A 13,723-nucleotide genomic window follows, 5' to 3' on the forward strand; every position below is an offset into this window, starting at 1 on the left:
AGCTACTATCTTAGCCTTATCTGCACAACATGATACGCATACGGTGCGATGACGTCGCGATAAAATCCTTTGCAGACGAATCAATCGTGCTGCACGCCTTTCAACCCGCCGGTATGTTCCTTAGAATGGTGGGGATTTTTCTAATTGTACGATTCAGGAGCCCGATCCATGAGTAAGTCTGAAAACCTGTATGCCCAGGCGCAAAAGTTAATTCCCGGTGGAGTTAACTCTCCGGTGCGCGCGTTCACCGGTGTCGGCGGCGTACCGCTTTTCATCGAGCGTGCGAACGGCGCTTACCTCTATGATGCGGATGGTAAAGCCTATATTGATTACGTCGGCTCCTGGGGGCCAATGGTGCTGGGACATAACCACCCGGCTATCCGTAATGCGGTAATTGAAGCCGCCGAACGTGGCCTGAGCTTTGGTGCACCGACCGAGATGGAAGTCAAAATGGCCGAGCTGGTTTGTCAGCTGGTGCCAACCATGGATATGGTACGGATGGTGAACTCCGGCACCGAAGCCACCATGAGCGCCATCCGTCTGGCACGCGGTTTCACCCATCGCGACAAGATCATTAAATTTGAAGGCTGCTACCATGGCCACGCCGACTGCCTGCTGGTGAAAGCCGGTTCCGGCGCACTGACTCTTGGCCAGCCGAATTCACCGGGCGTGCCAGCGGACTTCGCGAAACATACTCTGACCTGCACCTATAACGACCTGGCATCGGTACGCGCAGCGTTTGAGCAGTATCCACAAGATATCGCCTGCATTATCGTTGAACCGGTAGCGGGCAATATGAACTGCATCCCGCCGCATGATGACTTCCTGCCGGGACTGCGCGCACTCTGCGATGAGTTCGGCGCGCTGTTTATCATTGATGAAGTGATGACTGGCTTCCGCGTGGCGCTGGCAGGTGCTCAGGCGCATTACGGCGTGAAGCCGGACCTCACCTGTCTGGGCAAAATCATCGGTGGCGGTATGCCAGTCGGTGCGTTTGGCGGTCGCCGTGAAGTGATGGACGCGCTGGCGCCAACCGGCCCGGTTTACCAGGCAGGCACCCTCTCCGGTAACCCGATTGCCATGGCGGCCGGTTTCGCCTGTCTGAGTGAAATCGCCAAAGCAGGCTGCCACCAGACCCTGACTGCGCTGACAACTCAGCTGGCAGACGGCCTGCTGGCGGCGGCAAAAGCGGAGAATATTCCGTTGGTGGTCAATCATGTTGGCGGAATGTTCGGTCTGTTCTTTACTGATGCAGAGACGGTGACCAGCTACCAGGATGTGACGAAGTGCGACGTTGAGCGCTTTAAGAAGTTCTTCCATCTGATGCTGGAAGAGGGCATTTACCTGGCGCCTTCAGCCTTTGAAGCAGGCTTTATGTCACTGGCGCACAGCAAAGAAGATATTCAGAACACTATCGATGCAGCGCAACGCAGCTTTGCCAGACTGTAATCCAGCCTGAAGATTTTGTTGCAATAACGGCTTCCTTAGTGGAAGCCGTTTTCTTATATGACTCTTCAGATCGCAAGCAGGTCATTCATCAGCGCCGGGTTACGTTCCAGCATCAGCAGTATTTTTAGCGATGAACCTGAAGGTATACGACGCGCCTGCTCCCAGCTTTGCACCAGCGACGCGCTGACGCCCACCGCCTCGGCAAATTCATCCTGCTTCATCCCACTGGTTTCACGTAATAATTTGACGTCTGGCAAATGGTGGCGATGAACCTGAGCAGGTTGCATTTCGCCTTTCTCAATCGCAACCATCTGTTCCATGCTTTCGACCAAATCGTTAAACAGTTGTTTATCCATAATATAAACCTTTGCGAAAATGCCGTGCAGTGCAGGCATGGTTTAGTTAAGTCTGTCGGTTAATGCCTTCGGTATGGCTTTCTCTGATTCACTCAGGTCATCTTTTGCATTTTTAGGATAATCCGTCAGCAGATAGAGTCTGCCGCTATGAGTGAGAAGATAGTAAATAATTCGGACGCCGCCTTGCTTCCCCATACCGGGACGACTCCAGCGTATTTTTTTGCAGCCGCCAGTTTTGCTTATCGTGTCGCCTTCAGCATGATGCGTCAGCAAATATTCCTGTAATTCCCGGAAGCTATCATCGTTTAGCAGGTGTTGACGTTGCTTACTGAAGACGACCGTTTCAACAAATTCAAAATACTCCATTTGTTATCTACCTCCATGCAGAAGCAGATAGTAATCGTACGGAGTACGATTATCAATACTTTATTCGTACCAGGTACGGTAAAATGGCAATAAAAAAGCCGCAACGTTATCCATTGCGGCTATTAACAGCTTCGCCCCTTTATCAGCTTTTCCGCAGCAGATAAACAAAGTACGGCGCGCCAAAGAAGGTTGCCAGCAGACCTGCCGGGATCTGATCCGGGAACGACATCATGCGCCCACACCAGTCAGCAAATACCATCAATGCGCCCCCCAGCAGCGCAGCAATCACCAGCTGTGGCAACGCGCGGCGGAAGCCCAGCATACGCGCCATATGCGGTGCCATCAGACCAATAAAGCTCAGTGGACCGATTGTCAGCGTGGCTGCGGCGGTTAATGCGGCAGCCAGCAACAGCAGCGCCAGCCGCGACGGCGTTAGCGCCATCCCTACGCCGCGCGCGGTATCACCACCGAGCGGCAGAATCGCCAGCCAGCGCGTGGCTAACGGCGCCAGCGCAACCAACACCAGCGCAATCACGCAGGTACGTAACGCCTGTGCGCCGTCGACATTATAGGTAGAGCCGGAAATCCACGTCAGCAGCCCCGCCATACGCGGATCGCCACTCGCCAGTAGCAGCATCACCAGCGTGGTAAAAGCGGTGCTTAGCGCCATCCCCGCCAGCAACATCCGTTCCGGCGAGAAACCGCCGCGGCCCGCAGCCAGCAGAATAATGATCAGCGTCAGCGCCGCACCCGCACTGCCCGCAGGCAGCAGCCAGCCAAAAGCATCACCCGGCACGATAAACAGCATCACGACCACGCCAAAAGCGGCGCCAGAACTGATCCCCAGCACTTCCGGACTGGCCATCGGATTGCCGGTCAGGCGCTGAATCAGGCAACCGGCGACGCCCAGCATCATGCCCGCCGCCAGCGCGGCAACCAGACGTGGCCCACGCCATGGCAACAACTGCTGCCAGAGTTCGCCACTGGCCCATACCCAGCCCTCAGCATTGCGGCCAAAGGCGAGCGCAATCACCGCCATCAGCAGCAGTACGCCAAGCGCAACCAGTGCCCACCACACCACCCGATGGCGCTCAGCCGGAATCTTATCGCCCGCATTCATCGCCGGCGGCACCGAACCGGTTCGCAACCGCGGCAACAGCCACAGCAGCAGCGGCGCGCCAATTATCGCCGTGGCGGTACCGGTTGAGACCTCCAGCCAGATACCGGTCAGCCAGCTTACGCTCTGATCCGCCAGCCACAACAGCAGCGCACCGATAAACGGTGCCAGCAGCATTCGGCTGAGTAAGCGGCGCGCCCCCAGTATTCGCGCCAGCAGCGGCGCAAACAGACCAATAAAACCGATAATCCCCACCGTACTGACCAGCTGGGCACTAAGCAGAATCGCCAGCACCAGTGCGGACAGACGCGCCAGTGACAGCGCCAGACCGAGGTTTTTTGCTACGCCATCGTCCAGTCCCATCAGGGTCAGCGGGCGCAACAGCAGTAGCGTCAGGGCAAAGGCGATTAACAGACGTGGCCAGAGCAAGATCACATTGCTCCAGTCCTGTTGATTCAGTGCGCCGGTGCCCCACAGAAACATATTCTGAAGCTGGTCTTTATTAAAGATGGCGACGATCTGATTGACCGCGCCGCAGTAAAGGCTCATCACCAGACCGGCAAGAATCAGGGTGACCGGCGATAAACGCTTGCCCCAGGCGATACCAAACACCACCAGCCCGACCAGCAGCGCACCAATCAGCGCCGCCATCTGGGCGGTCAGAAAACCCGCCGGCAGCGCGCCAATGGTGACCATGGTGATCCCCAGCTGCGCACCGGACGCCACGCCGAGGGTCGTGGGTTCGGCCAGCGGATTACGCAGCACCTGCTGGAACAGCAGACCGGCCAGCCCCAATCCGGCACCGACCAGTAGTGAAATCGTCAGACGCGGCAGCGTGCTGTAGTGAAACACCATCTGCTCAACATCATCAGCATCCGGCTGGCGCAACGCCGCCCACCACTGTGCCAGCGGCAGCTGATGGCTAAAGTTATAAAACGTCAGCGCCAGCGCCGCGATAAACAGCGTGCCAGGCAGCGCGACTGATAACCTGTTGTTTACGTTCATCATGCCTCCAGCGCGCTGTCGAGGGTGTAGCAGAATTGCATCGCGGTCAGAGTCGCACCATAGAACCAGACGGCGGGCACCCGCTTAAAGCGCTGCTGACGGATAAACGCGAAGGATTGCCACAAGGCGGTGGAGGAGACCTGCTGCATCAGCGGCTCATCGCCATGAGAAAAACAGATAACATCGGCGTCTTTAATCACCGCCAGCCGCTCGAGGCCAATTACCGCGCTGCCCCAGAAACTGGTTTCTTCCTGCCAGGCATTTTCAATCCCCAGATGATTCATCACTTCGAGGAACAGACTGGATTTACCAAAGACAATCGCATGGCGGTTATCGATTAAAGACATCAGTAACAATGGCTTCTGCACACGCGGCGCCAGCCGTGCACGCATTTGCGCGATAAAGCTGTCGAACTCCGCCAGATGCTGATGGGCGCGCGGTTCAATATCGAGGCGTTGAGCCAGCTTAACCAGCGAATGGCGTGCAGCGGTCAGCGGTTTGCCGTCGCCTTCGTTAAAGCTAAAGCCCATTCCCGGCGCAATACGGGCGATTTTATCGGGTGACGGCCCATAGCCCGAAGAATAGACAATTAGCGAGGGTTGCAGTTGCGTCATTAACTCAAGGTTCGGCTCGGTACGCAGACCGACGTCAATGGTATCGGCAGCCAGCTCTGGCTTCCCGACCCACACCTGATAGTCCTGCTTGTCGGCAACCGCCATCGGCGCGATACCAAGCGCCAGCAACAGTTCAACCGGCAGCCACTCGATAGCAATAATACGTTGCAGATCCGGCGGCACCGCGGCGCTGGCCGACAGGTTCAGCCATAAGGGAGAGGTCGCCATAGCGGTGAGCAGGCGGCGGCGAAGAGTATCCGGCATCAGAACATCCTGTAATCAGTAAACAAAGCTCACTGGCGCACCGCCTTGCGGATGCGGCAGGATGCCCATAGGAATGCCGTAGATCTTCTCCAGCACGTCAGCATGCATAATCGCCTGGGGTTCGCCCTGGGCAATGGCTTCACCACCGCGCAGCGCCACCAGATGGTCGCAATAACGCGCCGCCATATTGATATCATGCAGTACCGCAATCACCGTCAGGCCACGTTGATGGCTCAGACGCTGGATCAGCGCCAGCACATCAACCTGATGCGCGATATCCAGCGCTGAGGTCGGCTCATCCAGCAGCAGGCAGCGGCTGTTCTGCGCCACCAGCATCGCGATCCAGGCACGCTGACGCTCACCACCGGAAAGGCTGTCCACCAGCCGCCGGGCAAACGGTTTTAACCCGACCAGCGCGATCGCTTCATCGACGCGTTCACGATCTTCTATGCCGAAGCGTCCCAGCGCACCATGCCAGGGATAACGGCCAATCGCCACCAGTTCACGCACCGTCATGCCTTCGGCAGCGGGCAGCTGTTGCGGCAAATAGGCAACCTGGCGGGCAAAGGTTTTGCTGTTCCACTCCGCCAGCGGGGCATCATTCAGCAGCACTTTTCCATCGCTGGCGTCGTGATGACGACCCAGCATTTTCAGCAACGTAGATTTGCCGGAACCGTTATGACCAATCAAACCAGTCACTTTACCGGCAGGAAAAGTCAGCGAAAGTGGATGTAACAATGTACGGCCGGGAACGGTGAAACTCACATTGTCCAGCCGGAAGGTGGTGTCCTGGGCTTGCTGAAGTTGCATGACGGTCTTCAAGGTTGATGAAAGAGAATCGCTACGGAATGTAAACGATAATTATTATTATGAAGGTCGAATGATATGCGAAATAAACGCGGATCTGCAACAAAAAATCCAGTTGGTGCGGGGTATCTGAATGGGGGGAAAACATTGGTAAGGGCGGCGAGAACGCCGCCCTTACATGGGACTATCAGTGTCCAGGGGCACCGTTTTCGGCGCCCCTGGGATTACTGACCAAACATATCTTTAATCCAGCCCGCTACGCCGTCGCCATCCTTCTGCTCCGACTGTTGCTGTAACTGCTGCTGTTGCTGTTCAACCTGCTGCTGCTGTTGCTGGCAAAGCGCATTGGCATCGGTGGTCCAGACCGGCAGAGATCGCCAGCTGCTGCTACCACTGCCGCAGACAAAGTTACCGGCGGAATCAACGTTCATCGGCGCAATATCTTCCGGTGGCGTCAATGTCAGCGGCATCGGTGCCTGATTTTCCAGGTAGTGGCGATAGATCTGCATCGCACCGGAAGCACCGTACAGTTTGGTCGGCTGGTTGTTATCGCGACCAATCCAGGTAATCGCCACTTCCTTGCCATCAATACCGGCAAACCAGCTATCCACCTGATTATTGGTGGTACCGGTTTTCGCCGCGAGGTTAGCGTTAGGGTATTTCGCCCCCAACGCGCGCGCCGTTCCGCGCGCGGCAACCTGCTGCATGCTGTACAGCGTCAGATAGGCCGCCTGCGCCGGCTCAGCACGTTCCGCCTGCGGGAAGCTCTGATACAGCACCGTGCCATCTTCAGCAATCACTGAACGCACTGCTGAAAGCTGCGCCCGGTTACCGCCGCTGGCGATGGTCTGGAACGCCTGCGCCACTTCAATCGGCGTCAGGTTCAGCGCACCCAGCAGCATGGCCGGCACCGGATGCAACTGATCTTTCGGCACCCCCAGTTTGGTCCAGGTATCGGTCACCTGCTGCAGACCCAGCGACATCCCCAAATTCACCGTCGGCACGTTCATCGATCGGGTCAGAGCATCAACCAGCATCACCTGACCACTGAACTGGCGATCGTCATTTTGCGGCTTCCAGACCTGACCATTAGGCTGTTTCAGGGCAATAGGATTATCGGCGATCCAGGTATTCAGGCGATACTTATCCGGCTGGCTAAGCGCCGTCAGATAAGTTGCCGGTTTCGCCAGTGAACCGATAGAGCGACGCGCCTGCAGCGCACGGTTATAACCGGCAAACTGCGGATCGGCGCCGCCAACCATCGCACGGACTTCACCGCTGAAACGGTCCACAATCACCATCGCGGTTTCAAGATCTTTCAGGCCACGCTGTTTACGCAGTACCGGGATCCCTTCTTCCACCGATTTCTCAGCAGCATCCTGCGAGACCGAATCGAGGGTGGTGAAAATTTTCACCCCGGAGAGATCTTTAATTTTGTCGCCGAGCTTCTGCTGCAGCTCATTACGCACCATCTGCATAAAGGCTGGCTGCGGCGTAATCACCCCACCTTTCGGCTGCACGCCCAGCGGACGCGCACTCAGCATATCGTACAGCTCCTGGTCGATAACGTTCTGCTGCTGTAGCAGGCGCAGAACCAGGTTGCGACGCTCCAGCGCCAGCTGCGGGTTACGCCATGGGTTGTACAGCGACGCGCCTTTTACCATACCGACCAGCAACGCCTGCTGATCGAGACTCAGCTCATCCACCGGACGACCAAAGTAATAGAGGCTGGCCAGCGGGAAACCACGGATCTGATCGCTACCGCTCTGACCGAGATAGACCTCGTTCAGGTACAGTTCAAGGATACGATCCTTGCTGTAACGTGCGTCCATAATCAGCGCCATATAGGCTTCGTTCGCCTTACGCCACAGGGAACGTTCGTTGGTCAGGAACAGGTTTTTCACCAGCTGCTGCGTCAGGGTGCTCCCCCCCTGCACCGCACGGCCGGCGGTAATATTCGCGAGGAAGGCACGGCCAATCGAATAGAGGCTGATACCATCATGCTGATAGAAATGACGATCTTCCGTCGCCACCAGCGTATCCACCAGCAGATCCGGGAAGCCCGCGCGCGGCACAAACAGACGCTGCTCGCCATTTGGCGATTGCAGCATGGTGATCAGGCGCGGATCGAGACGGAAGAAACCAAAGTCGCGTCCGCTATCAAGGTTCTTGATTTCGCTTAGCGAACCACTGCTGAATGACAGACGCGCGCGGATCTGACCCTCTTTGCTGTCCGGGAAATCAAACGGACGGCGGATCATCTCAATACTGTTGGCCTGCACGGTAAACTCACCCGGACGCGTCATTCGCGTCACCTGGCGATACTGGGTGCCCTCAAGCAGCGCAATCATCTCCTGCTTGTTGTAGGACATGCCAGGTTCAAGACTGACCATACGACCATAGACGGTGGCGGGCAGTTGCCAGACTTTACCGTCAATGCGGCTGCGAATCTGCGAATCGAGGTAAACGCCGTAAATGGCCATCAGCACGATAAAGACCAGCAGCAGCTTGATAAACAGCCCCAGCCAGCTTCTTTTCTTACGCCCTTTTCCTTTACGTGGCACCGCTGTTACCTCCTCGTCGCCATCATCAGCATCATCCTGATAATCATCATAATCTTCATCATCATACTCTTCTTCCCTGCGGCGACCTTTAACCGGCTTCCGCGGCGGTTTTGGCTGTTTCCCTTTGCGCCCAATAGGTTCGCGATCGTTCCCAGACATTCGTTTCATTTCTCCAGGTATTGCCGTCGGCAACGCCGATTACTCTGTTCCTGTTCTGCATCGCGGGAAAGTGGAACCTTCCGAAATGCGGCTATTCGGCCGTTTATCACGGCGGGGGAGACTTGCGCATGCGGCGCAGGGGCGAAGAATTCGCCGGCCCGCAAGAATAGCATTAAACCTGAATATTCTTAACTGCCAGCAGGGAGAAATCCCCGGCGCAGAGCCGGGGTGAGGGATCAGAATTGATACGAAACATTAACCGAGTAATTTCGCGATTCGCCATACACCGCATAGTCGCTCAGCCACGAGTAATAGCTGCGATCAAACAGATTATTGACGTTGGCCTGCACCGCCAGCTGTTTAGTCAGCTGGTAACGGGCAAACAGATTAGCCAGCGGGTAACTGCTCTGGTACACACGCCGGGTTTCGCCATCTGGTCCGGTGGCGTCCTGGAAGGTGCGATTTTGCCAGTTAACGCCGCCGCCAATCGTCAGATCGCGCAGCATCGGCAGCTGATAGCGGCTGAAGAGTTTAAACGAGGTTTGCGGCATATTGCTGTTAAAGCGGCCTGATGAATCTCTGGCTACATAGCGCGTAGCACCGAAGGTCATTTGCAGGTTGTCGGTCACTGCGCCATTTAACTCAAACTCCGCCCCTTTACTGACGGCTCCCTTTGCCGCGTAGTAAGCCTGCTCACTGGAATTATTAACAAATTTGCTGCCATCGGCCTGGCCGACGTTTTCCTGCTCGATACGGAACAGCGCAAAGGTGGCGGTCAGACGACCATTCAGCCAGTCCGATTTCAGGCCGGTTTCATAGTTTTTGCCGGTAACTGGCGACAGGTAAGCGCCGTTGCTGTCGCGGTAAGTTTGTGGCTGGAAAATCGAGGTATAGCTGGCGTAAGCCGACCAGCTATCGTTGATGTCATAAACCAGGCCGCCGTAGGGCGTCAGGTTGTTTTTACGCATATTGCCGCTGCTGCCAACGGTACTCCATTGTGTGTAACGCGCACCGAGAATCAGCGACAGCGGATCGGCCAGTGAGAAGCGCGCAGCGGTATACGCCGCTTTCTGCCGCACCACATCATCTGCATTCCGATACCAGTCGCCCCACTCTGGTTCAACAACATCGCCATTGCCGTTAAAGCTGCCCATCTGCTCACTGTCGATTGAACCGTCGGCACTGTAAGTGGCGTTATGCTGGCGGCTATAGCTGATGCCTGCCACCAGCTCATGCTGACGCCCGAACAGATCAAACGGGCCGCTGGCATAGGTATCCACCGACTCCAGTTTGCGGGTACCGCGGTCTTTACTGCCAAAGCCGGAAGTGCCCTCGCCGCTCACCGCATCCGGGAAATCCATCACATACAGCAGCTTATCGTTAAAGGTCTCTTCGGCATGCGTGCCATTGAGGCGGAAGGTCCAGCCGTTATCGAAATTATGCGTCGCATTAGCAAAGACTTTACGTGAATCAATGCTGTAGCGCGTCCAGTTAGCGGCAGAGTTGGTGCTGCGATCGTAATGGGTCAGATCGCCATTACTGTACCAGGTCGGCAATCCGCCCCAGGTTGGGTTACCGGTATTGCTTTGCTGATAGTCGTAGCCCAGCGACAACGTGGTATGGTCGGTGACATCCGCGTCCACTACGCCATACAGGAACTTTTTACTTTTATGATAGCGATCCAGCCAGCTATCCTGATCCTGATAACCGGCGATCACGCGGCCACGTACGCTCCCTGCGTCATTTAACGGCGCGGAGAGATCCAGCACATAACGCTGTTTATTCCAGCTGCCGTAACTGGCGCTGACATCGCCGGTAAATACTTTACTGTCCGCATGCTTACGCACCATATTGACTGAGGCTGCCGGACTGCCAGCGCCGGTCATCAGGCCGGTTGCGCCGCGTACCACTTCAATGCGGTCATAAATCGCCGTATCCGATCCGGCATCGCCAAAGTTCCATGTATCACTGACCGAGGTGGGAATATCATCGAAGGTGAAACTGCTGATCTGAAAACCACGTGAGAAATAAGCTGAGCGTTCACTGTCAATGATTTCAGTGGCGACGCCGGTAGTGTTATCCAGTACCTCGCCGACCGATTGCAGGTTTTGATCCTGCATGCGCTGTTTGGTGATGACGCTAACCGACTGCGGCACATCGCGCGGCGTCAGCAGCATTTTGGTACCAGCACGGGTGGTTTTTACCTGATAATCCTGCTGATCGCTGATTGAGGGATCAGCCGCCGCTTCCACCACCAGATCCGGCTGCGTCTCAGTGGCGGCCAGTGCAGGATGAATAAGCGTATGAATCGCCAGTGCCAGCAGTGATACGGTAAAGCTCTGTTTAGTCACCGACGCGCAGATCGCGGCGCCGGCTTCCCTGCGAATAAAAGCCATAAATATTTCTCATCGTTGTTATTAAGATACCTGTCGTGAGAATATAAATGATAACTATTCGCTTTCAAATTATTTCATTGTGATTTATTTGCGCGTTGGCGGGGTGGTGGCAGGATTATCCGGCCAGGTGTGTTTGGGATAACGCCCTTTCATCTCTTTCTGCACCTGCGGCCAGGCGCCGCGCCAGAATGCGGCTAAATCACGGGTGATCTGCAACGGTCGCCGTGCCGGTGAAAGCAGCTCCAGCACCAGCGGCACCCGTCCGTCAGCCACACAGGGGTTCTGCGCTTCGCCATACATCTCCTGCAACTTTACCGCCAGCACGGGCGGCAGCGTGGCATCGTAACGCAGCGGCAAGCGGCTGCCGGTCGGCACCGTATAGTGCGTCGGCAGTGCGCTGTTCAGCCGCTGCCGCTGCGCCCACGTCAGTAATTGCAGTAACGCGTTGGCCAGATTAATTTGTCGCAGCCCTTTCAGATCGCGCACACCATCCATCATCGGCAACAACCAGCGCTCCAGCGTCGCCAGCAGGCTTTGGTCGTCGCTGGCGGGCCACTCCTCTTGCGGCAACCACTGCGCAGCGCAGGCGAGGCGCATACGCAGCTGTTCAGCTTCCGGCGTCCAGTTCAGGACGCTTAGCCCTTTTTCGCGGATCCAGTTCAGCATCGCCGGATGCAACTCTTCCGGTTCTGGCTTCGCTTGCGGCTGCGCCTTCAGCACCAGTGCGCCTATTTGCTGGCGTCGCCAGGCGCGCAACGTACCTTTTTCTTCATCCCACTCAACCGCGGTCACTGACTTAATCGCCTGTGGGCATTGCTGCGTCAGTTGATCGATATCCACCGGCAGCGCCTGCAAAATCCGCGCATCGGCCTGCGCACCGCTCTGTAATAACAGCGGCGCCAGCAGCCACTCATAGCGTGTTAACGCGTGATCGTCATCCAGCTGTACCCCAATGCCATTCGCCAGCTGATACCGCCCCTGCTGACCGCGACGACGCGCCAGGCGGTCGGGGAAAGCAGCCATCAGCAGCGGCAGCAGATAATCACTGTCCGCCTGCGCCGCGCCGACGCCCAGCCGTCTTTGCAGCTGGCGCGCCCGTCGCTGCCAGTGCGGCTGTACGCGCTGGAAACAGTCACGCAGATCGCTGCTGCCGTTGCGAGGCGGCTCCTCAAGGATTGCCACCAGTAACGTGGCGGTGGCGACACGCTCAGCATTACTGCCTGCATCGATCATCAGCGCCGCCAGCCGTGGATCGCTGCCAAGCTGCGCCATACGACGTCCCTTCACGGTCAGCTTGCCGCTGGCGTCACAGGCCCCCAGCGAGGTTAACAGCTCAGCAGCGGCCTGCAGCGCGCTGGATGGCGGTTGATCCAGCCATGTAAGCTGACTGACATCATGGCAGCCCCACTGCAACAGTTCGAGCCATAGCGCCGACAGATCACTGTTGATAATCTCGGCATCCGCATGGCTCGCCGCACGTTCCGCCTGCTCTTTGCTGATCAGGTGCAGACACAGCCCCGGCTCCAGGCGGCCCGCACGCCCGGCGCGCTGCGTCATTGATGCCTGACTGATACGCTGGGTTTGCAGCCGGGTTAACCCGCTGCGCAGATCGAAGCTGCCGCTGCGCTCCAGTCCGCTATCCACCACCAGCCGGATGCCTTCAATGGTTAAACTGGTTTCGGCAATATTGGTCGCCAGCACCACTTTGCGCCGTCCCGACGCGGCTGGCAGAATCGCCCGCTGCTGTTCACTCAGTGGCAAAGCACCGTACAGCGGACAGAGATCGACATCACTGCCAGTCCGTTCTTCCAGCAGCGTTTTAATACGCTGGATTTCGCCGACACCGGGTAAAAACAGCAGCAGCGATCCGCTTTCATCACGCAGCAGCTGGCTGACCTCACGTGCCACCGCATCGTCAAAACGCAGATGCGTCGGCAGTGCGCTAAAGCGTCGCTCAACCGGGAAGCTGCGTCCTTCTGAGATAATCACCGGTGCAGCGGGCAACATGGCGCTTAACCGCTGATTATCGAGGGTGGCCGACATCAACAAGATCTTCAGGTCGTCGCGTAATCCCTGCTGCACATCCAGCAGCAGCGCTAACGCCAGATCCGCCTGCAGACTGCGTTCGTGAAATTCATCGAGGATCACCAGCGAGACCCCTTCCAGCATCGGATCCTGTTGCAGCATGCGCGTCAGAATCCCTTCGGTCACCACTTCCAGCCGGGTATCTGGCCCCACCCGGGTTTCGGCGCGCATACGATAGCCGACGGTGGCACCAGGCTGCTGATTCAGTTGTTCCGCCAGCCGCTGCGCCACATTGCGCGCCGCCAGACGACGCGGCTCCAGCAGCAGAATACGTCCGCTGAAATCGGTCTGCTGCAGGATCTGTAACGGTAACCAGGTCGATTTACCGGCGCCGGTAGGCGCCGCCAGTAACACTTGTGGCGCCTGCTGTAATGCAGTTAACAGCGCAGGAAGCACCGCACTGACCGGTAATTCACTCACAGAAAAACTCCGTAACAATATGGGGGTATACCCTAAATAATTCGAGCTGCACCAAGGCGGCAAGTGAACGAATCCCGATGAGCGTAGTAAACTACGTGATTCGGGTGAGTGAACGCGGCCA

At 57.0% G+C, this 13,723-nt stretch carries 9 protein-coding genes; 1 reads left to right on the forward strand and 8 read right to left on the reverse strand.

Annotation, left to right across the window (positions count from 1 at the left end):
* The first annotated feature begins 168 nt into the window (after positions 1-168).
* Entirely contained in the window at positions 169-1,449 is a 1,281-nt protein-coding gene (gene hemL, locus N5923_RS02180; RefSeq protein ID WP_267141003.1) for a glutamate-1-semialdehyde 2,1-aminomutase, read from the forward strand.
* A gap of 65 nt (positions 1,450-1,514) precedes the next feature.
* Here the strand turns inward: hemL and nadS are convergent, their stop codons facing one another.
* The 8 genes from nadS to hrpB all read right to left on the reverse strand — a co-directional run bounded on the left by nadS (position 1,515) and on the right by hrpB (position 13,602).
* A complete protein-coding gene (gene nadS, locus N5923_RS02185) occupies positions 1,515-1,805 on the reverse strand; it encodes a NadS family protein (RefSeq protein WP_267141002.1) in 291 nt (96 codons plus the stop codon).
* Between the two features lie 42 nt (positions 1,806-1,847).
* Positions 1,848-2,171, reverse strand: coding sequence for a type II toxin-antitoxin system RelE/ParE family toxin (locus N5923_RS02190; RefSeq protein ID WP_267141001.1), 324 nt, complete (start codon positions 2,169-2,171; stop codon positions 1,848-1,850).
* 142 nt (positions 2,172-2,313) lie between these two features.
* The gene (fhuB, locus tag N5923_RS02195) at positions 2,314-4,293 is read right to left on the reverse strand and encodes a Fe(3+)-hydroxamate ABC transporter permease FhuB (RefSeq protein WP_407704365.1); all 1,980 of its coding nucleotides are present in this window, start codon (positions 4,291-4,293) and stop codon (positions 2,314-2,316) included.
* Positions 4,293-5,171: a Fe(3+)-hydroxamate ABC transporter substrate-binding protein FhuD gene (gene fhuD / locus N5923_RS02200; RefSeq protein ID WP_267140999.1), complete on the reverse strand. Its 879-nt coding sequence runs from the start codon at positions 5,169-5,171 to the stop codon at positions 4,293-4,295. The genes fhuB and fhuD overlap by 1 nt, the downstream gene beginning before the upstream one ends.
* 15 nt (positions 5,172-5,186) lie before the next feature.
* Positions 5,187-5,981, reverse strand: coding sequence for a Fe3+-hydroxamate ABC transporter ATP-binding protein FhuC (fhuC, locus tag N5923_RS02205; protein ID WP_267140998.1), 795 nt, complete (start codon positions 5,979-5,981; stop codon positions 5,187-5,189).
* Between the two features lie 221 nt (positions 5,982-6,202).
* Complete coding sequence (gene mrcB, locus N5923_RS02210) at positions 6,203-8,701, reverse strand: bifunctional glycosyl transferase/transpeptidase (protein ID WP_267140997.1); 2,499 nt, start codon at positions 8,699-8,701, stop codon at positions 6,203-6,205.
* 236 nt (positions 8,702-8,937) lie between these two features.
* Entirely contained in the window at positions 8,938-11,097 is a 2,160-nt protein-coding gene (gene fhuE / locus N5923_RS02215; RefSeq protein ID WP_267140996.1) for a ferric-rhodotorulic acid/ferric-coprogen receptor FhuE, read from the reverse strand.
* 84 nt (positions 11,098-11,181) lie between these two features.
* Complete coding sequence (gene hrpB, locus N5923_RS02220) at positions 11,182-13,602, reverse strand: ATP-dependent helicase HrpB (RefSeq protein WP_267140995.1); 2,421 nt, start codon at positions 13,600-13,602, stop codon at positions 11,182-11,184.
* Positions 13,603-13,723: the final 121 nt, after the last annotated feature.

This window comes from Winslowiella arboricola (genome assembly GCF_025527015.1).
GTDB classification, from domain to species: domain Bacteria; phylum Pseudomonadota; class Gammaproteobacteria; order Enterobacterales; family Enterobacteriaceae; genus Erwinia; species Erwinia arboricola.

Bases quoted from the DNA above. Each gene is read 5' to 3' on its own strand.
- hemL (WP_267141003.1), top strand. From the start codon at position 169: ATGAGTAAGTCTGAAAACCTGTATGCCCAGGCGCAAAAGTTAATTCCC.
- nadS (WP_267141002.1), bottom strand. From the start codon at position 1,805: ATGGATAAACAACTGTTTAACGATTTGGTCGAAAGCATGGAACAGATG.
- N5923_RS02190 (WP_267141001.1), bottom strand. From the start codon at position 2,171: ATGGAGTATTTTGAATTTGTTGAAACGGTCGTCTTCAGTAAGCAACGT.
- fhuB (WP_407704365.1), bottom strand. From the start codon at position 4,293: ATGAACGTAAACAACAGGTTATCAGTCGCGCTGCCTGGCACGCTGTTT.
- fhuD (WP_267140999.1), bottom strand. From the start codon at position 5,171: ATGCCGGATACTCTTCGCCGCCGCCTGCTCACCGCTATGGCGACCTCT.
- fhuC (WP_267140998.1), bottom strand. From the start codon at position 5,981: ATGCAACTTCAGCAAGCCCAGGACACCACCTTCCGGCTGGACAATGTG.
- mrcB (WP_267140997.1), bottom strand. From the start codon at position 8,701: ATGTCTGGGAACGATCGCGAACCTATTGGGCGCAAAGGGAAACAGCCA.
- fhuE (WP_267140996.1), bottom strand. From the start codon at position 11,097: ATGGCTTTTATTCGCAGGGAAGCCGGCGCCGCGATCTGCGCGTCGGTG.